The sequence below is a fragment of the Bacillus sp. FSL K6-1000 genome (assembly GCF_038630785.1).
Lineage (GTDB): Bacteria > Bacillota > Bacilli > Bacillales > Bacillaceae > Bacillus > Bacillus safensis.
The window spans coordinates 445525-467786 of record NZ_CP152042.1; the positions used below are offsets into that span (position 1 = coordinate 445525).

The 22262-nt window shown below is 43.9% G+C and carries 21 protein-coding genes; 13 read left to right on the forward strand and 8 right to left on the reverse strand.

The window, feature by feature from the left end; all coding sequences use genetic code 11:
* The first annotated feature begins 171 nt into the window (after positions 1–171).
* The 9 genes from MHI46_RS02140 (at position 172) to MHI46_RS02180 (ending at position 9287) form a co-directional block, all read left to right on the forward strand.
* Complete coding sequence (locus tag MHI46_RS02140) at positions 172–1497, forward strand: LLM class flavin-dependent oxidoreductase (protein ID WP_151284005.1); 1326 nt, start codon at positions 172–174, stop codon at positions 1495–1497.
* Positions 1498–1513: 16 nt separating this feature from the next.
* The gene (locus tag MHI46_RS02145) at positions 1514–2017 is read left to right on the forward strand and encodes a GNAT family N-acetyltransferase (protein ID WP_342503078.1); all 504 of its coding nucleotides are present in this window, start codon (positions 1514–1516) and stop codon (positions 2015–2017) included.
* A 22-nt stretch (positions 2018–2039) separates the two neighbouring features.
* Positions 2040–2834 carry an amino acid ABC transporter substrate-binding protein gene (locus MHI46_RS02150; RefSeq protein WP_024427304.1) on the forward strand — a complete coding sequence of 265 codons (795 nt, stop codon included), beginning with the start codon at positions 2040–2042 and terminating at the stop codon, positions 2832–2834.
* 24 nt (positions 2835–2858) lie between these two features.
* Positions 2859–3533 carry an amino acid ABC transporter permease gene (locus MHI46_RS02155; RefSeq protein ID WP_041089072.1) on the forward strand — a complete coding sequence of 225 codons (675 nt, stop codon included), beginning with the start codon at positions 2859–2861 and terminating at the stop codon, positions 3531–3533.
* Positions 3534–3545: 12 nt separating this feature from the next.
* On the forward strand, positions 3546–4292 hold the full coding sequence (locus MHI46_RS02160; RefSeq protein ID WP_260775280.1) for an amino acid ABC transporter ATP-binding protein: 747 nt from the start codon (positions 3546–3548) through the stop codon (positions 4290–4292).
* 33 nt (positions 4293–4325) lie between these two features.
* Complete coding sequence (locus MHI46_RS02165) at positions 4326–5483, forward strand: amidohydrolase (RefSeq protein ID WP_059374440.1); 1158 nt, start codon at positions 4326–4328, stop codon at positions 5481–5483.
* Positions 5474–6808: an MmgE/PrpD family protein gene (locus tag MHI46_RS02170; protein ID WP_260775283.1), complete on the forward strand. Its 1335-nt coding sequence runs from the start codon at positions 5474–5476 to the stop codon at positions 6806–6808. Before MHI46_RS02165 ends, MHI46_RS02170 begins: the two co-directional genes overlap by 10 nt.
* A gap of 369 nt (positions 6809–7177) precedes the next feature.
* Positions 7178–7870: a response regulator transcription factor gene (locus MHI46_RS02175; protein ID WP_260776060.1), complete on the forward strand. Its 693-nt coding sequence runs from the start codon at positions 7178–7180 to the stop codon at positions 7868–7870.
* Entirely contained in the window at positions 7860–9287 is a 1428-nt protein-coding gene (locus MHI46_RS02180; RefSeq protein ID WP_106025697.1) for a HAMP domain-containing sensor histidine kinase, read from the forward strand. Before MHI46_RS02175 ends, MHI46_RS02180 begins: the two co-directional genes overlap by 11 nt.
* Before the next feature lie 38 nt (positions 9288–9325).
* On the opposite strand, the gene MHI46_RS02185 is transcribed toward MHI46_RS02180, so the two are convergent.
* From MHI46_RS02185 to MHI46_RS02205, 5 genes are all read right to left on the reverse strand, one after another.
* Positions 9326–10171: a GAF domain-containing protein gene (locus MHI46_RS02185; protein ID WP_342503079.1), complete on the reverse strand. Its 846-nt coding sequence runs from the start codon at positions 10169–10171 to the stop codon at positions 9326–9328.
* 164 nt (positions 10172–10335) lie between these two features.
* A complete protein-coding gene (locus tag MHI46_RS02190; RefSeq protein ID WP_034283784.1) occupies positions 10336–11712 on the reverse strand; it encodes an aspartate kinase in 1377 nt (458 codons plus the stop codon).
* 174 nt (positions 11713–11886) lie between these two features.
* On the reverse strand, positions 11887–13320 hold the full coding sequence (locus MHI46_RS02195; protein ID WP_144490730.1) for an MDR family MFS transporter: 1434 nt from the start codon (positions 13318–13320) through the stop codon (positions 11887–11889).
* A gap of 16 nt (positions 13321–13336) precedes the next feature.
* The gene (locus MHI46_RS02200) at positions 13337–14203 is read right to left on the reverse strand and encodes a TetR/AcrR family transcriptional regulator (protein ID WP_228280305.1); all 867 of its coding nucleotides are present in this window, start codon (positions 14201–14203) and stop codon (positions 13337–13339) included.
* A 139-nt stretch (positions 14204–14342) separates the two neighbouring features.
* A complete protein-coding gene (locus MHI46_RS02205) occupies positions 14343–14720 on the reverse strand; it encodes a hypothetical protein (RefSeq protein ID WP_260775284.1) in 378 nt (125 codons plus the stop codon).
* 137 nt (positions 14721–14857) lie between these two features.
* Between MHI46_RS02205 and MHI46_RS02210 the strand changes: the two genes are divergently transcribed.
* On the forward strand, positions 14858–15169 hold the full coding sequence (locus MHI46_RS02210; RefSeq protein WP_039182979.1) for a metalloregulator ArsR/SmtB family transcription factor: 312 nt from the start codon (positions 14858–14860) through the stop codon (positions 15167–15169).
* A 31-nt stretch (positions 15170–15200) separates the two neighbouring features.
* On the opposite strand, the gene MHI46_RS02215 is transcribed toward MHI46_RS02210, so the two are convergent.
* On the reverse strand, positions 15201–16625 hold the full coding sequence (locus tag MHI46_RS02215) for a PLP-dependent aminotransferase family protein (protein ID WP_260775285.1): 1425 nt from the start codon (positions 16623–16625) through the stop codon (positions 15201–15203).
* Between the two features lie 109 nt (positions 16626–16734).
* On the opposite strand from MHI46_RS02215, the gene gabT reads away from it, so the two are divergent.
* From gabT to MHI46_RS02230, 3 genes are read left to right on the forward strand one after another with little or no spacing between them, the layout of a single operon-like run.
* Positions 16735–18051, forward strand: a complete 1317-nt coding sequence (gabT, locus tag MHI46_RS02220) for a 4-aminobutyrate--2-oxoglutarate transaminase (protein ID WP_059375992.1) — start codon at positions 16735–16737, stop codon at positions 18049–18051.
* A gap of 21 nt (positions 18052–18072) precedes the next feature.
* The gene (locus MHI46_RS02225) at positions 18073–19461 is read left to right on the forward strand and encodes an APC family permease (protein ID WP_260775286.1); all 1389 of its coding nucleotides are present in this window, start codon (positions 18073–18075) and stop codon (positions 19459–19461) included.
* Positions 19436–20830 carry an NAD-dependent succinate-semialdehyde dehydrogenase gene (locus MHI46_RS02230; RefSeq protein WP_106025693.1) on the forward strand — a complete coding sequence of 465 codons (1395 nt, stop codon included), beginning with the start codon at positions 19436–19438 and terminating at the stop codon, positions 20828–20830. The genes MHI46_RS02225 and MHI46_RS02230 overlap by 26 nt, the downstream gene beginning before the upstream one ends.
* A gap of 44 nt (positions 20831–20874) precedes the next feature.
* On the opposite strand, the gene MHI46_RS02235 is transcribed toward MHI46_RS02230, so the two are convergent.
* The gene (locus MHI46_RS02235) at positions 20875–21471 is read right to left on the reverse strand and encodes an NAD(P)H-dependent oxidoreductase (RefSeq protein WP_106025692.1); all 597 of its coding nucleotides are present in this window, start codon (positions 21469–21471) and stop codon (positions 20875–20877) included.
* Positions 21472–21636: 165 nt separating this feature from the next.
* On the reverse strand, positions 21637–22251 hold the full coding sequence (locus MHI46_RS02240) for a DUF1775 domain-containing protein (protein ID WP_041089100.1): 615 nt from the start codon (positions 22249–22251) through the stop codon (positions 21637–21639).
* Positions 22252–22262: the final 11 nt, after the last annotated feature.

Consider the following 22262-nt stretch of genomic DNA (forward strand, 5'->3'; position numbering starts at 1 on the left):
TCAGAAGGCGGTTGACAATCCTGTAAAAAGGGCATATAGTAATAATTATTTTTCATTTTTCGCAACATTTGCCCTTTTTTTATTAATAAAACCGATTAATTCAATCAGAAAAATGTATCTTCTAAGGACTTCTGTTTGATACATGTAGGATATAGAAAGGATGAAGAACAAGTGTCACAGCCGAAAAGGAAGCTCAAGCTAGGCGTATTCATCGCAGGAACTGGACATCACGTTGCCTCTTGGAGACATCCGAATGCAGTACCAGACGCAGCCATGAACCTAGATTATTTTAAACAATTAGCGAAAAAGGCAGAGGAAGGAAAGCTGGATTTGCTCTTTTTAGCTGACAGTTTATCCATTAATCAAACCTCTCATCCGAACGTATTAACGAGATTTGAACCGCTCACGCTGCTTTCATCGATTGCTGAGTCTACTTCAACGATTGGTTTAGCAGCAACAGCTTCCACTACATACAGTGAGCCTTTCCATATTGCAAGACAGTTTGCCTCCCTTGATCATTTATCAGGCGGAAGAGCGGCATGGAATGTGGTCACATCTTCTATTGAAGAAACAGCGAAAAATTTTAGCGGAGAAGAGCATTTAGCACACCATAAACGATATGAGCGGGCAGAAGAGTTCGTCGAAGTCGTCAAAGGTCTCTGGGATTCTTGGGAGGAAGACGCCCTTGTCAGAAACAAGGAAACAGGAGAATTCTTCGAATCTAGTAAGCTTCATGAGCTCCAGCATAAAGGTGAGTTCTTCTCAGTCAGGGGGCCTCTCAACGTATCACGCACGCCGCAAGGGCAGCCCGTGATCATTCAAGCAGGATCTTCCGAAGATGGTCAAAAGCTTGCAGCAAAAACAGCAGAGCTCATTTTCACTGCACAAAACGATCTCGAAAAAGCGAAGGAATTTTATCAAAGCTTGAAGGGGAAAGTAGAGGCTGCGGGCCGTGCTAGAGAGGACGTCAGCATCATGCCGGGTATCTTCCCGATCATTGCTGAGACAAAGGAAGAAGCCCGAGCAAAATATGAAGAATTACAGGAGCTGATTGTTCCTGAGATTGGACTGAGCATTCTGCAAAATTACTTAGGCGGGATTGATCTGTCTCAGTATCCGTTAGACGGACCGCTTCCAGAGATTGATCCGAGCACGTCAAATGCGGTGAAAAGCCGTTTTGATCTCGTGATGAATATGGCGAGAAAGGATAACCTGACCATTCGCCAGCTCTATCAATCAGTTGCCGGCTCACGCGGTCATAATATTTTCATTGGAACGCCGGAGCAGCTGGCAGACGTGATGGAAACATGGCTGAATGAAGAAGCAGCAGACGGCTTTAATGTCATGCCGCCGCTCTTGCCAGAAGGACTGGATGTGTTTGTAGACCGCGTCGTCCCAATCCTTCAGGAACGAGGCTTATTCAAAACCGATTACACAGGACAAACCTTACGAGAAAATCTCGGACTAACAGAGCCAAAAAATCGCTACACGACATAAGGTGAGGTGACTAACGTTGGGATACACGTTTCGTCTGGCAACAGAGGCAGATATAGAGGCGCTGCTTGAACTAACAACAAGAGCCTATGAGCCAATTCGTGAGCTCGGCATTCAGTTCCAAGCAGCACATGCCGATTTCGCTCTCGTTCAGAATAATGTACAAAAGAATCTTTGCTATGTGATGGAAGAAAACGGAGAGCTTCTATCCACCTTATCACTCCGTATGCCTTGGGGAGAGCAGCCAGGACCGTTCGGCGTCCCTCACATCTGGTGGTTTGCCTCAGAACCAGCCGCCAAAAAAGGGACAGGTTCTGCCTTGCTGGAATGGGTTGAAACCGAAGTACTAAGGGATACACTAAAGGTACCGTACGTGTCACTCGGTACAGCTGATAAGCACCCGTGGCTCGTAGAAATGTATGAGCGCAAAGGCTATGTCAGAGCAGGAGAAAAGGATTTAGGCAAAGGTCATATCACGATTTATTTAAAAAAACAATTAAGATCAGATATCACACAACCATAAGACGAAAGAAGGGTTTTCGAACATGAAAAACAAAAAGTGGCTAGTCGTTCTTTTTGCAGCAATGCTGGCAGTTTTAGCAGCTTGCGGTGGTAACAATCAAAGTGAAGGCAAAGACGAAAAAGTATTAAAAGTAGGCGCTACTGGACAAAGCTATCCATTCGCTTATAAAGACAATGGCAAGCTTGTCGGATTCGATGTTGAAGTAACAGAAGCCATTGCGAAAAAGCTTGGCTACAAACTAGACTGGCAGCTGAGCGAATTCAGCGGACTAATGGGACAGCTGACATCTGGTAAGCTCGATACGGTGTCAAACCAAGTTGCCATTACAGACGAGCGTAAACAAACATTTAACTTTACAGATACGTACGCATACGCAGGAACACAAATCATCGTAAAAAAAGACAACAACGACATCAAAGGTCTTGATGATTTAAAAGGAAAAACAGTGGCGGCGGTTCTTGGCTCTAACCATGCTAAAAACTTAGAGAGCAAAGACCCAGATAAGAAAATTAAGATTAAAACATATGAAACGCAAGACGGCGTATTAAATGAAGTGGCAAATGGCCGCGTAGATGCTTATGTCAACGGACGCAGTGTATTACTTGCTCAAATTGAAAAAACAGGTCTGCCGCTGAAAATCGTAGGCAACCCAATTGTGTATGAAGAAGTAGGCTACCCATTTGCGAAAGATAAAAAGCATGACAAACTAAGAGAAGAATTTAACAAAGCCATCAAAGAATTAAGAGAAGACGGGACACTTAAGAAATTGTCTGAGAAATATTTCAAAGACGATGTCACAGTGCCAATTAAAAAATAACAACAGCGGCGGTGAAGAGCAGACATGAACAAAATTGATTGGCAGTATATGGTGACGGTTTTTCCGACACTGCTTCAATACTTGCCGATAACGATCTTCATGGCGATTGTCTCCATGGTATTTGCCATTATCATTGGTGTGGTATTCGCTCTTATTACGAAAAACCGGATACCTGTTTTATACCAATTTGCCAAGCTGTATATTTCTTTCTTCAGAGCGGTTCCAACCTTGGTTCAGCTCTTTCTCATTTATTTTGGTCTCCCGCAGCTATTCCCTGCGATGACCTCAATGGATGCTTTAACAGCGGTCATTATCGGATTAAGTATTAAAAACTCAGCATACTTAGCAGAAATTTTCAGAGCGGCTCTGAACTCAGTGGATGAAGGGCAGCTTGAGGCATGCTTATCTGTCGGTATGACAAGATGGCAGTCTTACGTCAGAATTATTTTCCCGCAGGCCATTAGAAATGCGATTCCAGCGACGGGGAATACCTTTATTGGTCTTTTAAAAGAAACATCTCTTGCCTTTACCATTGGTGTGGCAGAAATGTTTGCACAAGGGAAGATGATTGCATCGGCGAACTATAAATACTTTGAAACCTATTTAGCCGTAGGGATTGTATATTGGGTGCTGACGATTATTTATAGCTTCCTGCAAGACCTATTTGAACGAAAAATCAGCAAACCTTACCGGAATTAAGGAGGTGTGGACATGATCAAGCTCACCAATTTGAAGAAATCATTCGGCGACCTTGTCGTCTTAGACGGAATCAATCTCGACGTGCAAAAAGGGCAGGTTGTGGCCATTATCGGACCTTCTGGCTCCGGTAAATCCACCTTGCTGCGCTGCTTAAATTTATTAGAAACACCAGATGAAGGCACGATTGAAATTGGCGGTGCGAAGCTCGATGCGTCTAAATATTCACGTAAAGAAGCCCATCACCTACGTCAACAAACGGCTATGGTGTTTCAAAACTATAATTTATTTAAAAACAAGACAGCACTACAAAACATTACAGAATCGTTGCTTGTGACGAAAAAAATGACAAAGCAGCAGGCGAATGAAATCGGTATGAAACTGCTGAAGCAGGTAGGGTTAGAGCAAAAGGCTGACAGCTATCCAGTCACATTATCTGGCGGGCAGCAGCAGCGGATTGGGATTGCCCGCGCGTTAGCGGTTGATCCACATGCGATTTTGCTGGATGAACCAACGTCAGCGCTTGATCCAGAGCTTGTCTCAGGTGTGCTTCAAGTCATTAAATCCATTGCGATTCAAGAAACAACGATGATCATCGTTACACATGAAATGGCGTTTGCAAGAGAAGTGGCAGACCATGTGATTTTCATGGCAGATGGTCATATTATTGAGCAGGGCACGCCAACTGAGCTATTTGATGAAACGAAGAATGAACGGACGAAACGATTTATCCAAAAAGAAGCAGCGGCTGAAGAAGCATAAGCTGCTTTTTATTCTTTAGAGGGGTGATTGACAGTGAAATCAATAGGAAATGAAGCTTTAAACAAACGTTTAATCAACATTCGCCGAGCGCTTCATGAGCATCCAGAGCTGGCGTTTGAAGAATATGAAACGACAAAGAAACTGCGCCGCTGGTTAGAAGAGGAAGGGATCACAGTACTTGATATCCCAGCCCTGCAAACAGGCGTTGTCTGTGAAATCAAAGGAGAACAAGAAGGACCGGTGATTGCTCTGAGAGCCGATATTGACGCACTTCCGATTGAAGAAGCATCTGGCGAACCATTTTCTTCAAAGGTACCGGGCAAAATGCATGCATGCGGTCATGATTTCCATACAGCTTCTATTTTTGGGGCGGCTCTTTTATTAAAGGAGCGGAAACACGAAATCAAAGGCACGGTCCGTATTTTGTTCCAGCCGGCTGAGGAAGTTGCTCAAGGAGCGAAACACGTCATAGAGGCAGGCGTTTTAGATGGAGTCGATGCGATTTTCGGTATGCACAACAAACCTGACCTGCCAGTTGGCACGATTGGCATTAGAGAAAAAGCATTGATGGCGAGTGTGGATCGGTTTGAAATCGATATTAAAGGAACGGGAGGTCATGCCGGGATTCCAAATCACACGGTGGACCCCATTGCCATCAGCGGGCAGATCACAAGTGCCCTTCAGCAAATCGTCAGCCGCCGCATCAGCTCCTTGCATCATGCGGTTGTCAGCATCACACGCATTCAGGGCGGTACATCATGGAATGTCATACCCGACCGTGTCGAGATGGAAGGAACGGTGCGGACGTTTGAGCCTGAGGTAAGAGCGATGATTCCAGAGCTTATGAAACAAATCGTCAGCGGGATTGCAGAGGGATTTGGAGCAGAGGCTGAAGTGAGATGGCATCCGTATTTGCCTTCTGTCATGAATGATGAGGGTCTGACAAAGGTAGTAGAAGAAACAGCGGGCTCGCTTGACTTACATGTTGTGCAGGCAGAGCAGTCACCGGGCGGAGAAGATTTTGCCCTTTATCAAGAACGCATTCCAGGCTTTTTTGTATGGATGGGGACCAGTGGTACGAAGGAATGGCATCACCCTGCGTTTACTTTAAATGAAGACGCACTTCCGGTTGCTGCTGCTTTCTTTGCTGAGCTTGCCGTTCGGGCATTGGAGTCTCGATCATGGAATTAACAAAACAGTTGGCAGAGGCAGTGCTTTCTGCTGATCCGCTGCAAGATGAACGGGCCATTCAAATGGCTAGAAATGGCCTGTTGGATGCTGCGGCATCAGCGCTTGCTGCGAAAGAGGATGAAGGGATTCAGAAGCTGATGCAGCTTGTTGAACAGGAAGGCGGAGCCGCTCAGATTCCTGTCATGGGACAAGGGAGGAAGGTGAGTCGCCAATCCGCAGCAATGCTGAACGGCTACCTCATCCATGCCCTTGATTATGATGATGTGCACTCAGATGTGAGAGGACACCCAAGTGCGGTCATCATTCCGGCGCTGCTATCACAGCTGACAGACGGCAAAGGGTATGGCGAACGGTTTTTAGCTGCCTACATCATAGGTGTTGAAGTGATGGCAAGACTTGGCGAATCCATCGGCAAGGCGCATTATGAGCGGGGCTGGCATAATACGGGGACACTCGGTGCCATTGCGGCAGTATGTGCGATTGGCTATTTGAAGCAGGTCACAGGAGAAGAACTGACGAAAGCAATCGGCTTTGCCGGAGCGCAATCAGCCGGAATGCGAAAGCAGTTTGGCTCTGATATGAAACCATTACAAGCCGGCTTAGCTGCTAAAACAGCCGTTTGGTCTATGGAATTAGCTTGTTCAGGTTTTGGCGGAAATGACTCGGTTCTTGATGGCGCGCTTGGTTTCTTTTCACTCTATGGAGATCTGGAGCGTGCGAAAAGCCGTTTGCTAGAGGGCTATGGTTCTACATGGCGTATCGTTTCGCCGGGGCTGTGGTTCAAAGTATATCCATTCTGCTCAGCAGCCCACCATGCGGCAGATGCGATCCAATCCTTAATGAAAGAGCGGTCTTTCTTGCCGGAGCAGGTAAAACAGGTTGATGTCATATTCCCGCCAGGCGGAGATGCAGCGCTTATTGAGCGGACACCTTTAACCGGGGAAGAAGGACGATTCAGTGTCGAATACGTCATCGCACTTTCAGTGTTTGGACAGACGCTTACGCTGGATGCCTTTACGAAAAAAAACATTCCATCAGACATGCGGATATGGATGAAGCGGGTGAGCAGAGGATATGATCAAACGATAGAGCCCCATCCCGATGCTGTTCCAAAAGGACGCTTTACGATTGTAAAGCTCACTTTACTTGACGGCACCAACATCAGTAAGCGAGTTGATGTACCTCAGGGAGCACCAGGCTGTGCGTTATCGAAAGAAGATATCATACAAAAGTTAAGCAGCATCACAAGCGCATCACAAGCACAGCAGATTTTACAGGCTGTTGAAGAGGGAAACGACGCTGCGTATTTGAAGTTGCTGGCATGATAAAAAAGCTCATCAATAGAGATGAGCTTTTTTAAATAGATCTATCATAAACTGTCAGGAAGTTCTTTATCTAAATATATGAGACTTCCTCATGAGTTAAAGAACCATAAATGACACTGTCCTCATCTTGATATGTTGTAAAGTAATGTTGAATTATAACTTCAACTAACATCTTGACCATCTTCTGCAATTCCATCATAAAAAAACTCATGTGATTCACCGCAGTATTAGTTCTTTCAAAAAGTATGAATAAAAGATGACCAAACGATGATAAGTTCATGAAAACAGTGGAATCCAATTGAGATTTGAGAGGGAAGATGTAAAATAAAGCTACATAAAGAAAAACAATGGCAGCAGCGGAGGCTGATGATGAAAATATTAATGATTGAAGATAATCAGAGTGTTTGTACAATGACGGATATGTTTTTTCAACGAGAGGGATTTCAAGCTGAATTCGTTCATGATGGATTAGAAGGACTGAATCGCTTTCAGCAAGAGGAGGATTGGGATCTGCTCATCTTAGATGTCATGCTTCCTTCGATAGATGGTCTGACCATTTGTCAAAAGGTGCGTCAGATCAGTGATGTTCCGATTATCATGCTGACAGCAAAGGAAACCGAATCTGATCAAGTGCTTGGTTTTGATCTTGGGGCAGATGATTATGTGACCAAGCCTTTTAGCCCACTCACCTTGATGGCAAGAATTAGAGCGGTGAAACGACGCTTTGCTCATACAACGACTCAAGAAAAGGTGAATGAGGGTGAACGGCTGAAGACAGCACATTTTCAGTTGGATAAGAAAACGAGGGAAGTTTTCCTGGATGGAGAGCGAATAGAGAACCTCACACCGAAGGAATACGATCTGTTGTGCTTTTTTATTCAGCATCCTCGGCAAGTATTTTCACGAGAACAATTGCTTGAGCAAATTTGGGGATATCAATTTTATGGAGATGAACGAACGGTAGATGTTCATATTAAACGGCTGCGTCAAAAAATTGGGGACGGTCCTAAGCCCTTTTTGTATACAGTATGGGGCGTAGGGTATAAGTTCGATGAAGATTAAATATTTTTATCAGCTGCTGATCAGTCATCTTGGGTTATTGCTCATCGCCATTGTCATTATCAGCACCCTTTTATCTCATTTTGTGAAAGATATTGCTTATCAAAACAGAGTGAATGAAATGAGCTCCTATGGGAATGAAATCTTGCAAGATTATAAACGACTTCCTAAAAGCGAGATGACCTTTCGTCTGCGTCCATTTGAAGATATTCTTTCGACGAGGCAAATTCGTTTTTTCGTGTTTGATGAAAAAGGAGATATTCTCTCTCAGCAGCAAGAGATGCCGCCGCATGAAGTATTATTGACAAAGGATTTATGGGCCAAACTCTCAAAAGGAGAGCAAATCATTGACAAGCGAAGTGATTCACGCCGCCTTGATCAAGAGGCATCACTTGTGGCACTCCCTGTCATGGAGGATGGAAAGCTAAAGGGTGGAGTCGTCCTTATTGCCCCGATTCAAGGCGCTGAACAGCTTATCGCCCAAATGAATCGTTATCTGTATATCATCGTATTTGTGGCACTGACGATCACCTTTATTCTCAGCCTGTTCTTGTCTAAATTTCATGTGAACCGCATCAAAAAGTTGAGAGAGGCGACTGAAAAGATTGCGCAAGGTGATTACAACATCAAGCTTGAAAACAAACACCTTGATGAAATTGGCACACTTGGTGAGGATTTTAATATGATGGCCAAGCGTCTTCAGCAATCAAGAGAGGAAATTGACCGGCTCGAAAAGCGCAGACGCCAATTCATCGCAGATGTGTCTCACGAATTGAAAACTCCGCTGACTACCATTCGAGGACTGGTGGAATGGCTGAACACAGCGGATGTGTCAGCAGAAGAGAAAGAGAAATGCTATTCCTTAATTACTGACGAGACAAAACGTATGCTGCGCCTCGTCAATGAAAATATGGATTATGAGAAAATTAGATCGAATCAAATTACCCTTCAGAAATTTCACTATCCACTCATTGACACATTTGAAGTGATGAAAGAGCAGCTGAGCCGAATCGCCGAAGAGAAAAACAATCAGCTGATCGTGGATGTTGATCCCAAGCTAAAGGTTTATGCGGATTATGACAGGCTCATTCAAATGCTTGTCAATATCACAAAGAACGCGATTCAATTCACAGAAGGCGGTCGTATTTACTTAAGAGGAAAACAAGGAAATCAAGAGACGATCATTGAAGTGGAAGACACAGGCATTGGCATTGCGCCAGATGAAGTCAAACACATATGGGAACGTTTTTATAAAGCGGATATCTCAAGAACGAATACACCGTATGGAGAATACGGATTGGGCTTGTCCATCGTGAAGCAGCTTGTGGACTTACATGAAGGGCATATTGATATGAAAAGTGAAAAAAACAATGGAACGACATTTACCATTCGACTGCCGTTTCCAGAAGAAAAGGGCTAAAATGAAGTTCATTTTAGCCCTTTTTGGTGAATCACCACTTATTCATTTTTGGTAAACGTTAACCCAATATGAGCAAGTGCCTGCGGTAAATCTTTTCGGATGGTGATGTCTTTAAACGATATATTGGATTGAATCGCACTTAAAGCAAGGTCTTGTTTAATGCCTGTTAAAACTGCTGAAATTCCTAAAAGTCTCAGCGTTTGTGCGTAGCTGACCAAATATTGAATGCTCTGTTCATTCAGGCTTTTTGTTCCCGATACATCAATAACCAAATGAGAGAGCGACAGCCTGTAGCTTTCCTGTAAAATGGTTTCCAAAATATGCTGAGCACGTGTCTCTTCAATATCACCAAGCAGAGGAAGCACGGCGACACCGTCAACAACTGGTACGATCGGTACAGACAATTGCTGAATCTGCCTGTTGGCACGGTCTAGCTCGAGAACGTAGCTTAATAAAGAAGCCATCGTTTCAAACATATACACATGCTCTTCTGTGAAATGATTTGGTCTCACATCAAGTCCGCAAATCGTTCCGTAGTTCGTCCCATCTGTGAAATCAATGGGAACCCCAATGAACGAGCCGCCTTGAAGATTTTTCGTGACCTCTAAGTATTTAAAACGGTCATCTTTCGAAATGTCAGGGATCACAAGTGTAGCCTGATGGTCGACCGTCAGCTTGCAAAATGTCTTTTCATAAGGAAGTTCTTCCCCTTCTTCAAGAAGCTGCTCGTCATGATTTAACACTTTTACAATTTGATTGGTGTTTTGATCATTTTTAGCGATAAACAGTGTATTCACACCAATGAATTGACTCATCATGTTTAAAATACTAGTAGAAGCATCATGAAAATTGCGAAACTGTTTTAATAGTTGTTGACGAGGCATTGTTTTAGGACTCCTTGTAGCTCCGATCATAGGTCGGAACGGATAGTTGATTTGTCTCTATCATACAAAATCAAACGAGAAATAGATACACTTTAATGCGCAGAGAACTCGAATCGGCGAGAGGAAAAAAGACTGCCGGATCTTAAGATCTGGCAGCCTGCTGATTAAAGGGAGACAGGGACAGTAGACATAGAGAAAAATTCCTCATATAAGGCTTGAACAGCTTCTTTTTCTTGAGCCGCTTTGACGCCAAACATCATGCTGACCTCTGAAGAACCTTGGTTGATCATTTCGATATTGACCTTCGCTTTTGACAGCGCCTTTGCCGCTCTTGCTGTTGTGCCAACATTATGACGCATCGCTTCTCCTACAACCATAATCAGCGAGAGATTCCGCTCTAAAACGACCTCATCTGCATCAAGCACGAGCTTTAAGCGGTCTAGCAGCTCTTCTTCAATATGCTGCTCCTCCAGCTGATCCTGACGTAAAATAATGGTCATATCATCAATGCCAGAAGGAACATGCTCATACGTAAGCCCATATTCCTCTAGTGTTTGCAGCACCTTACGTCCAAAACCGACTTCTCTGTTCATCAAATATTTACTAATGTAAATGCTGCAAAATCCATTGTCTGAGGCGATTCCAACAACCGGTCCATTTGTATGATCGCGCTGATTCACAATTTTTGTGCCTTTTGCCGAAGGATTATTGGTGTTTTTAATCTGAACCGGAATGCCTGCACGGAAGGCTGGAATGAGTGCTTCATCATGAAAAACAGAAAAACCAGCATAAGACAGCTCGCGCATTTCCCGGTATGTCAGCTCTGTAATCTCTTTCGGTTCATGAACGATCGTTGGATTGACAGCATAGACAGCATCCACATCTGTAAAGTTTTCATACACATCTGCCTTTAGACCGTTCGCCAAAATGGAGCCGGTAATATCGGAGCCGCTTCGCGAAAAGGTGACGATGTCTCCTGCTAGGCTAAAGCCAAAAAAGCCAGGGAATATAATAATGCCAGAGCGCTCTCTTAATTTGTACAAATGATCATATGACTCCGGCAGGACTTGCGCTTGACCAGGCTCATCGCTCACAAACAAACCAGCTTCCTTTGGATTCACATAATGAGCTTCCACACCCTGGTGGCGGAAATAGGCGGCAATGAGCTTAGCGTTATTGTCTTCACCGCTTGCTTTAATGGCATCAAGATAGCACTCAGGGCGGGATGAATCAGCCTGTAATAATGTGTCTAGATCTTGCCTGATGGTATCGATAATGTCTTGACCTAATCCGAGTTCATCCGCTATTGAGGCATACCTCTCGATGACGGCTTCCTTTAAATCATGTGCTTCACCTAAACGTAAATATTGTTCACCACAGCTAATTAATAGATCGGTGACCTTCGTATCCGTTGAATGCCGTTTTCCTGGTGCGGAAACAACGACTGCTTTTCGAGCTGGATCTGCTGTTACAATGTCAAATACCTTTTGCAGCTGCTTGCCAGATGCAAGTGAACTGCCACCAAATTTCACGACCTTCAATGCATACATCTCCTATAGTAAAAATTTTCTCACAAATTGAATAGTTCCTATTATCAACTCTTTTCTTTAAATTATCAAGGTTTTTCTTTTCTAGAAATACAAATGTATTTACAGAGAGGACGATGTTGTATGATGATATGAAAAAAGAGCCGGCCATATGCCGAGCTCTTTTTCTTATGAAGAAGAGGAGGAGGAAGATATCTCCTGCTTCATCACTTTGTTATCACGTTTTGCCTTTAAGAAAAAGGAGAGGATGAGTCCAATGACCGCAATCAGACCAGAAATGAAAAATGACGTATTCATTCCATGAACGGCTGATTTTAATGGATTGGCCAATTCTGCATTTGCAGCAGAGCTGCTCATGATGGAAACAAGCACAGCCGTTCCAATGGAACCGCCTATTTGTCTCATCGTGTTATTCATCGCTGTCCCATGCGGGATCAAATGAGGCGGTAATGCGTTAATACCTGCCGTTGTCAGCGGCATCATGATCATCCCAACCCCGATTAAGCGAAGCGTATAGGCGACCGTAATGAGAGCGATCGATGAATCAAGGGTGAGCAGCATAAATGGCAGGGTGGTAACGGTGAGGATCGTAAATCCGCCTAATGCGAGCCCTCTTCCGCCGACTTTATCAAAAATCCGTCCGATAATTGGTGACAGGAATCCCATAAAGAGAGCACCTGGCAATAAGATCAGCCCTGTATCAAGTGCAGACAGCCCTCTGACATTCTGCGTATAAAGCGGCAGAATTGTCTCTGTACCAATTAATAAAGCAAAGACAAGCATTCCAAGGAAGGTTGTTAAGCTAAAGATAGCAAATTTAAATACGCCAAACTCAAGCATCGGTCTTGTTAAGTTCGACTGGCGCAGGATAAAGAAGAACAAGCTCACGGCGCCGACAATCAGCGAAATGAGAACAGTCGCACTCATCCATCCATACGTGCCGACACTAGAAAATCCGTAAAGCAATCCGCCGAAACCGAAGGACGACAAGATGACAGATAAGACATCAATACGTGTCTCTCGCTGCTGTGTGACATTTTTCATTAAGAAGAAAGCAAGAATAAGGTCGATGATACCGATTGGCAGAACAATATAGAACAGAGCCTTCCAGCTGAAGGAATCGACAATCCAGCCGCCAAGTGTTGGTCCAAGCGCTGGTGCGAACGAAATGACAAGTCCGACCATGCCCATTGCCTGCCCACGTTTTTCTTTTGGGAAAATGGTTAAAAAGATCGTTTGCATCAGCGGCATTAAAATCCCTGCACCGGCTGCCTGTACGATACGCGCTGCAAGTAACACCGGGAAATTCGTAGCAAATGAAGCAAGAATTGTACCGGCTGTAAAGATGCTAAGTGCCGTTAAAACTAAAGAACGGCTCGAAAATTTCTCAATTAAGAAAGCCGTAATCGGGATGAGAATCCCGTTTGTCAGCATAAAGGCTGTTGTAAGCCACTGTCCTTTGCTGACCTCAATATTGAAGTCCTCCATGATATGTGGGATCGCTGGAATAAGAAGCGTTTGGTTTAATATCGCGACGAATGCCCCAACGAGAAAAATCCCAACAATCACAGATCGATTGTAAGATGTTGTTGATTGGTTCATGTTATCCCTTCTTTATCTATAAAATGATGCTTTTCAGCTGTGACACGTTTTGTGATAAAACGCTGTTTTTGCCTAAATAATCGAGCAGTGAGCTGATTAAAAAGGTTCTCGGTTGGTCCTTTGATAATTCCTGATTGAGCAGCTCATACGCAGAGAGGAGATCATTTTTTTCTTCTCCGTTTGGCCATGAGTGAAGCTCTTGTTTGATCTTTGTTAAGTACGAATTGACAAGTTTTTCTTCGTCATATTCGTCCTGTGAGGAAAGCAAATAAGAGTTCATCAGCTCGTCTGTTAACACAGGTTCAATGGAACAAGGCTTTTTCGATACACGATCCATTACACCGATGATCATTTCGGCAGCAATTTCTAATTGGATGTTTTTTTGCTCAATCGCCAGCATTAAGATGAATTCTCTCATTAATCCATTGAGAACAATCACTAAATCCCAGACATATGGAGCGACAGATTCACCATATGTACTTAAAATAATGTCTCTGTGCCGCTGCATGATAATGGAGCGTGTTTCACGTAAATGCTTAATGACAATGGGCGAATGCTGAGAAAAAGCTTCAAAGGACAGCATGTTCAAAAATTTATGATTCTCTTTAAACTCTTCAAGCTCAAGCTTGATTTTCTTTGTGAATTTTTCCTTTTTGGACAGCGTCGTTTCTGAATGAATGATGCGGGAAATCTCTCTCATTTTGCGCTGATTGTATTTAATCAGTTCTAATAGAAGAGCTTCCTTTGAATCAAACAGTTTATAAATAGACGCTTTGGATATTTTACAGGCATCGGCAATTGACTGCATGGAGACACTCATATAGCCTTTTTGAGAAAACAATTTCTTCGAAACCCGCAAAATCTCTTCTTGCTTTTCGTTCATCTTCTTAAGTCCTTTCCGAATCGGCAAAACCATATGGTCACAATGGAAACCGAGTGGTCACTTTGGCTATCATAACAAAACCAATGCCTTAAGACAAGAAAATGAACTTAAAAAAATACCCGTCTGTATGACAGGTACTTTACCCTTCCGCATGTGCGACATATATTTTTGTTTTGCCGTGAAGTTCAACGACCAAAAGGTCTTCTCTCTCCTTCACAGAGTAAATAGCGGTCCCTTTTTGCAGCCTAGAAGCTGTACCATGTTCAAAATTTTTGGCGGCTGTTTTCTGAATGACACCTACTTGCTGATGTTTTGTGACGTGTAAGGATGTCGTCCAATCTACATTTGTTTCATACACGGTTCCTTCCCATTGAAATAAATCTGCCTGCTGATCCATAGCTAATAACTCTTCCGCACTAGGTGGTTTTGACTGGGAATGATATTGGACTGACTGGCAGGCGCATAAGGAAGACGTGAGCAGCAAGAGCAATAAACTAAACCATATGTTACGTATCAAAAAAGGTTCCTTCCCTTCAATACAGCGTTTCTTAAGTAATGGACGTGAATGAAGTTAAATCGTTACATGCCTAGTCAGTTCATGAGTTTTAGGTGAATGAGATTGTATGTTGGCACAAAATACGATACATTTATCGTATGACGAATCCAAACCATCCAAACAAAGAAGATATGAGACTGATTTCTGTGCTGCACGCATTGGCTGATCCAATCCGGTTAGAAATTGTCCGCTGCTTGGCAGAAGCGGGGGAGAGGACATGCGGCACGTATGAGATGAATATTGCCAAATCCACACTTTCCCATCACTTCAAAGTGCTGAGGGAGGCAGGCGTCGTGAAAGTGAGAATTGACGGGAAGCACCGTTACTATTCTTTAAGAAAAGAAGACATCGAGACCGCTTTTCCTGGACTCATGTCATCGATTCTAGCTGTAGATAAAAAGCGGTGGTAAGCCAGCTGTCTATGAAGAGCAGCTGGCTGTTTTATTTCCCAAAAATGGCGTCATACAGCCGTTTCACTGCCGGCTGAATATCCTCTCGCCTCATATGTGAGAAGCCGAGGACGAGCGGGATAAAGCCTGGCTGATGCCCCGGCAATTGCTCATCAAGGGTAAAACGATCCATACCGTACATTTTCAGCTTCCTTTCTTTCGCTCGCTGTAAAATCTCATGCTGCGTCCGGTTTGAACGGAACTCTGCGATAAAATGAAGCCCGGCATTTTCTCCAATAATCCGCACATTGTCAGAAAAAACCATATTGAGCTCTTCAATGAGCTGCTTCCGTTTTTCCTCATATAAACCATTCATTCGTTTAATATGCCGTTGATACGCCCCATCTTTTATAAAATGAAGAAGGGTGTATTGTGTAAAAAGATTAGCAGTTTGAATGAAAAAATGCTGTTCTTCTTTATAGCGTCTCAATAAATGCTGAGGCAGCACCATATAGCTTAGCCGCAAGCCGGGCAGCAATGATTTTGAAAAGGTGCCCATATAAATGACTTTGTCATATCGATCGAGACTTTGCAGCGCTGGAATGCTGTCTGTGCCATATTTAAATTCACTGTCATAATCATCCTCAATGATATAACGATCTGGCTGATCAGCTGCCCAGTTTAACAGCTGAATGCGCCGGGAAATCGGCATAATCACCCCTGTTGGAAATTGATGTGAAGGGGTGATGATCAACACATTCGGCTGTTTCTTATAAATGTCGTTCATCCGCACACCTTTTTGATCAATGCCAATCGTTTCAATTTGATGATGATTGTTTTTCAGCATTTGATAGAGCCGGCGGTAGCCAGGGTTTTCTAGCCCGTATACTTGATCGGCTGGAAGAATGCTTGATAACGAATGGATCAGTGACTGTGTGCCTGCACTTAAAATGAGCTGTTCTGGATAGCATTTGACTCCTCTCGCAAGTCCGATCAGCCGGGCAATCGTTTCCCTGAGCTCATACACACCTTGTGGATGCGGAAGCTCACCGAAGGCATCTTGGTGGAGATGGATCGCCTTTTGTTCGCTTTTTAGCCAGCTTTTAAATGGGAAGTTCGCTGTATCGACGGAGATATGTGAAAAAGAATACCAGTCGTCTCGTGCAATCGGTTCTTCCTTTAAATCTACAGGAAGAGAAGAGGGTTTTAGCTGACCAGATTCATGAAACGTTTCTAGTGACTCCACGAAAAAACCTTTGCGCTCAACCGAGTATAAATACCCCTCGGCAAGCAGCTGCTGATAGGCGCCATTCACTGAATTAACGCTGACGTTTAATGTATCGGCTAACTCTCGTTTGGACGGTAATTGATCGTGTGGCTGCAAGTTGCGATTTAAGATTTCTTCTTTGATTTTCATATAAATTTGATGATAAATATATCCGTTTTGCCCTGTTTGATCTAGTTGAATTGTCAGCATCTCACCATTCCATCCTCTCTGGTACCATGAAAAAAATGATATTGGTACTTTCTATCATACCAAAAAATATTCAGAATAATAAAAAAGGATATAAAGGGGATGGATGACAATGAGTCAAACGACAACAAACCGTTTTTCAACTGAAGAATGGCAGGGGAAAAGAGATCAATACGTCGCAAGAGGCGTGAGTAATGGCAACCGTCATCTTGCAGCGAAGGGGAAAGGAGCCGAGCTGTTCGATATTGATGGGAAGCGATTTATCGATTTTGCAGGCGCCATTGGCACATTAAACGTAGGACATTCACATCCAAAAGTGGTGGAAGCGGTCAAAGCTCAGGCAGAGAGCCTGATTCATCCAGGTTTTAACGTGATGATGTACGAATCGTATATCGAATTGGCAGAGAAGCTTTGCCGCCTCACACCAGGAGACCATGATAAGAAAGCCATTTTCCTTAATTCAGGTGCAGAAGCTGTTGAAAATGCCGTGAAAATAGCCCGTAAATATACGAAAAGACAGGCCGTTGTGTCGTTTACAAGAGGTTTTCACGGCAGAACGAATATGACAATGAGCATGACGAGCAAGGTCAAGCCATATAAATTTGGCTTCGGACCATTCGCATCTGAGGTGTACCAAGCACCGTACCCTTATTACTATCAAAAGCCTGAAGGATTAAGTGATGCCGCGTACGACGAGTACATCATTGATCAATTCAATCAATTCTTCGTCGCAGCCGTTGCACCAGAAACTGTTGCTTGTGTGGTCATGGAACCAGTCCAAGGGGAGGGCGGATTCATTGTGCCATCGAAGCGTTTCGTTCAGCACGTTGCATCATTTTGTCAGCAGCACGGGATTGTCTTTGTTGCCGATGAAATCCAAACCGGTTTTGCGAGAACAGGGAAATACTTTGCAATTGAGCACTTTGATGTGGTGCCGGACTTAATTACTGTGTCAAAATCTCTTGCAGCTGGCTTACCGCTGAGTGGTGTCGTTGGCAGAAAAGAAATGCTTGATGCGGCAGATCCAGGGGAGCTCGGGGGAACATATGCAGGAAGTCCGTTAGGCTGTGTAGCAGCAATGGCTGTTCTTGATATCATTGAAACTGAACAATTGAATCAACGTTCTGAACACATTGGACAAGTCATTGAGGACAAAGCCAATGAATGGAGAACAGCGTATCCATTCATTGGGGAAGTACGCCGATTAGGGGCAATGGCGGCCATTGAAATTGTAGAAGATCAAACAACACGTACACCGGATAAGAAAACAGCCGCAGCGATTGCAGCATATGCAAATGAGCACGGGCTGCTTCTTTTAACGGCAGGGATTAATGGGAATATCATTCGCTTTTTAACACCACTTGTCATCACAGATGAGCTGCTTCACGAAGGACTAGGGATCATCGAGGACGCCTTCAAAGCACGCTAAACAACAAAGGGGGATGGTTGTATGCAAAAACAACAAATGGCAAAAACGATGTCGCAGTCAGACGTGCTGTTTTTATCCATTGGTGCAATGCTTGGCTGGGGCTGGGTTGTACTTTCGGGAGATTGGATTTTAACAGCTGGCTTTTTAGGCAGTGTGATTGCCTTTGTGATAGGAGGCATTCTCGTGATCTTTATTGGACTCACGTATGCCGAGCTTTCATCTGCAATTCCAGAGACAGGAGGAGGGCTCGTTTTTGTCCATCGGGCATTTGGGATGAAAGCAGCGTTCGTCTCAGCATGGGGCGTATTGTTTGGTTATGTGTCCGTGATTACGTTTGAAGCTGTTGCCTTGCCGACCGTCATTGATTATGTGATTCCAACAAAGCATGCTGGCTTTCTATGGAATATTGGTGGATGGGACGTGTATTTCACGTGGGTATTGATTGGATCTGGCGGTGCATTGTTTTTAACAGCACTGAATTACATTGGGGCTAAGCCTGCCGCCATTTTCCAGTCCGTGTTCACTGTGGCAATTATTCTGACAGGTTTTCTCCTTTTAGGCGGCGCAACATTTAATGGAGATTTTGCAAACCTTGAGCCGATGTTTCAAGGCGGGGTTGGCGGTCTCATGGCGGTATTAGTCATGATTCCCTTTTTATTCGTTGGGTTTGATGTCATTCCACAAGTAGCAGCGGAAATTCATGCACCAAAGAAAATCATTGGGAGAATCTTGATTATTTCTATCGTAAGCGCGGTCGTTTTTTATCTGCTTATTGTCTTTGGGGTAGCTGCTGGAATGTCAAAAGGACAGCTTGAAGCCTCTTCATTAGCGACAGCAGATGCCATGGTTCAGCTTCTCGGTCATCAAGCATTTGGAACAGTGCTGGTTATTGGCGGTGTAGCAGGGATTGTGACGAGCTGGAATGCCTTTATTATCGGTGCAAGCCGTATCTTATACGCTATGGCGGAAAGAGGCATGATTTCCAAATGGTTTGCGTATATTCATCCAAAGTATAAGACACCGACAAATGCGATTTTGTTTCTTGGGGCATTGGCCTTTTTTGCTCCATTATTAGGCCGTCCTGCCCTCGTGTGGATTGTGAATGCGGGCGGTGTCGGAATCATCGTCGGGTACTTAATTGTGTCCATCGCCTTTATGAGACTTCGCAAAATAGAAGCCGAGCTTGAGCGTCCATACCGCATTAAATATTGGCGGACGACAGGCGTTCTAGCCATTGGACTGAGTCTTCTTTTTCTTTCATTTTACTTTCCAGGAATGCCGGCCTCCTTATCATGGCCAGCTGAATGGATTTTGCTTTTAGGTTGGGTACTCATTGGGTATATACTATATGTAATGAATCCAAGAACGAAGGAGACGGTAGAGCATGACAAACGAACTCAAAGTGTATAATCCTGCAACAGGAGAAGAAATTGCTTCAGTTGCTCAGCATACAAAAGAACAGATCGAAGACGCAATTTCCCGCTCACACAAAGCATTTAAATCATGGGCGAAAACGTCAGCGCATGAGCGTGCCAATATCATTCGCAAGTGGTTTGATCTGATGATTGAACATAAAGAAAGGCTTGCGAAAATCATTACAGAAGAAAACGGGAAGCCGTATCAAGAAGCATTAGGGGAAATCGTCTATGCGGCTGGTTATATTGAATGGTACGCGGAGGAAGCAAAGCGAATCTACGGCAGAACCATCCCATCACATACGACAAGCAAACGCCTTTTCGTCACAAAACAGCCAGTTGGTCCTGTTGCTGCCATTACTCCGTGGAATTTCCCTGCGGCGATGATTACGAGAAAGGCAGCCCCAGCGCTTGCAGCAGGCTGTACGTTTATTGTAAAACCTGCCGAAGATACGCCTTTGACAGCTATTGAACTAGTAAAATTGGGTCATGAAGCTGGCATTCCAGAGGATGCACTGCAATGGGTTGTCGGAGATGGCAAAGAAGTGGGTGAAATCTTCACAGATAGTCCATTGATTCGAAAAATCACGTTTACAGGCTCAACGCCCGTCGGAAAGCATTTGATCAAAAACAGTGCCAGCACAGTCAAACATGTATCAATGGAGCTTGGCGGTCATGCCCCGCTCATCGTAGACAAGGACGCAAATCTTGAACTAGCTGTCAAACAAGCAGTGGCGTCTAAGTTCCGGAATGCAGGACAAACCTGTGTCTGTGCCAACCGCTTAATTGTGCATGAAGACATTCATGAAGCATTTGCGCAAAGGTTCAGCAAAGAAGTAGAAAAGCTGAAAGTGGGAAATGGCTTTGAAGAGGGCACATCTATCGGTCCAATTATCAACAAGCGCGGCTTTGATAAAATTGTCGGCCAAATTCAAGATGCAGTGGATAAAGGGGCGAAAGTTCTTGTTGGCGGTGATACGCATTTCGACGATGACAAATCATATTATTTTGTCCAGCCAACGGTTCTTACACATGTGGACACTTCAATGAACATTATGCATGAAGAGACCTTTGGTCCAGTGGCGCCGATTACGACATTCAAAACGTTAGACGAGGCAATTGAATTAGCCAACGATACACCTTTTGGCCTTGCAGCTTATTTCTTTACAGAAAATTATCGGAACGGGCTCTACATTTCCGAACATCTCGATTATGGAATTATTGGCTGGAATGATGGCGGTCCATCAGCTGTCCAAGCACCGTTCGGCGGTATGAAAGAGAGCGGAATAGGGCGAGAAGGCGGAATCGAAGGAATCGAACCATATTTAGAAACAAAATATGTATCTATTGGTTTAGACGAATAAACGTGAAAAAGACTGTCTGAGGAATCTCAGCAGTCTTTTTTATGTTATACAGCGGGCGGGAAAAGCTGGTCCACCGTTTCTTTCGTTTCTTTCAGAATTTCATGTATGTAATCTGCAGATGCCTGTTCCATACTGCTGAACAAAAGCCGTTCGACAGGCTGAACCCCAATAAGGTTAAAGACTTCTGTATCCGTTGTCATGTGATGAGAGGAGGAGTAGCTCATATTGGAATCAAGGAAATTCCTCGGGGCATCGTGCGTGTTGATAATGACCCCTTTTTTGTGCCGAAGTAAATTTTCAATCACTCCATGCTCATTCTTCTGATAAGCAAAGCCCTCAGAAAAGACGCGCTCTACATACCCTTTTAGCATAGCCGGCAAGCCTGTCCACCATATTGGAAAAATAAACGTCAGCACATCCGCTTGCTGAATCAGCTTCTGCTCTCTTTGAATGGCGATCGGGACATCACCGCATTTGATCGCAGCCTTTTCTGCAATGGTGAGCTCTGGCGAAAAACCTAGGGCATAGACATCACGAACAGTCACTTTATGACCATTGTTCAATAGAGTGCTCACAACAAGATCTAATAAGGTTTGATTTAAGCTTTGCTGGGGATGAGCAAAAATGATTACATGGTTCATCTCATAGCCTCCTATGTGGTCATCTGTCTCATTATGGCATGTGCATTTATCCTATTCAATCCTATATTGGTAATAACAAGTTGGGAAAATGGAAAATAATTGATTTTAAATGTGTAAAGGAAGAAAAAGCGATCGTTTCTAAGAAAACGATCGCTCATACAGCTTTTATTTTTTTCTAAAAGCAAGTCCAAGTGCAATCAGCGCCACGACTAGAGCAGCAATGGACAGACCAAGGACAAGTGGTGATGAAGAAGCAGAGGCTGTTTCAGAGGCCTTCTCTTCTTTTGGTTTTTCTTGACCATGTGAATCCGTTACGGTATTAGATGCCACAATGTTTGTGATGGAATGAGGTTTATCAGCATCTTTATCGCCAGTCCATTCAACGACCGTTCCATCCTTATAATATTGATACGCATCCCATGCAGCTTCACCAGCTTTTTCAGGGTTTTTCGCTACAAAAACGAATTGCTGGAATTGTCCAGCAAGCACACCTTTACCTGTTGCTTCCCAAGTCACTCTTGTCACCTTGCCATCTTTCTCTTCAGTTGACGTTTTCCAGCCAGGTACAGGCTCATATTGCTGGAATTCTACGCCTTTAGGAATTGTCACGACAACCTTAGTCGTTGGACTGTCACTTTCAGAAGGAACCTTTAATGTATAGGTCTCCCAAGCATTTGTCGCAGACGTATCAGGCTTGACTGTTACGTGCGCACTCACAGGAATCGCCAATAAAAATGAAGCGAGAAGCATTGGTAATAAAGCTTTAACGTATTTTTTCATATGTGATGAAC

Coding starts and splice junctions, on each gene's coding strand:
- MHI46_RS02150 (WP_024427304.1), top strand. CDS start 2,040: ATGAAAAACAAAAAGTGGCTAGTCGTTCTTTTTGCAGCAATGCTGGCA.
- MHI46_RS02155 (WP_041089072.1), top strand. CDS start 2,859: ATGAACAAAATTGATTGGCAGTATATGGTGACGGTTTTTCCGACACTG.
- MHI46_RS02160 (WP_260775280.1), top strand. CDS start 3,546: ATGATCAAGCTCACCAATTTGAAGAAATCATTCGGCGACCTTGTCGTC.
- MHI46_RS02170 (WP_260775283.1), top strand. CDS start 5,474: ATGGAATTAACAAAACAGTTGGCAGAGGCAGTGCTTTCTGCTGATCCG.
- MHI46_RS02175 (WP_260776060.1), top strand. CDS start 7,178: ATGAAAATATTAATGATTGAAGATAATCAGAGTGTTTGTACAATGACG.
- MHI46_RS02180 (WP_106025697.1), top strand. CDS start 7,860: ATGAAGATTAAATATTTTTATCAGCTGCTGATCAGTCATCTTGGGTTA.
- MHI46_RS02185 (WP_342503079.1), bottom strand. CDS start 10,171: ATGCCTCGTCAACAACTATTAAAACAGTTTCGCAATTTTCATGATGCT.
- MHI46_RS02195 (WP_144490730.1), bottom strand. CDS start 13,320: ATGAACCAATCAACAACATCTTACAATCGATCTGTGATTGTTGGGATT.
- MHI46_RS02200 (WP_228280305.1), bottom strand. CDS start 14,203: ATGAACGAAAAGCAAGAAGAGATTTTGCGGGTTTCGAAGAAATTGTTT.
- MHI46_RS02210 (WP_039182979.1), top strand. CDS start 14,858: ATGACGAATCCAAACCATCCAAACAAAGAAGATATGAGACTGATTTCT.
- MHI46_RS02215 (WP_260775285.1), bottom strand. CDS start 16,625: ATGCTGACAATTCAACTAGATCAAACAGGGCAAAACGGATATATTTAT.
- gabT (WP_059375992.1), top strand. CDS start 16,735: ATGAGTCAAACGACAACAAACCGTTTTTCAACTGAAGAATGGCAGGGG.
- MHI46_RS02225 (WP_260775286.1), top strand. CDS start 18,073: ATGCAAAAACAACAAATGGCAAAAACGATGTCGCAGTCAGACGTGCTG.
- MHI46_RS02230 (WP_106025693.1), top strand. CDS start 19,436: ATGACAAACGAACTCAAAGTGTATAATCCTGCAACAGGAGAAGAAATT.
- MHI46_RS02235 (WP_106025692.1), bottom strand. CDS start 21,471: ATGAACCATGTAATCATTTTTGCTCATCCCCAGCAAAGCTTAAATCAA.
- MHI46_RS02240 (WP_041089100.1), bottom strand. CDS start 22,251: ATGAAAAAATACGTTAAAGCTTTATTACCAATGCTTCTCGCTTCATTT.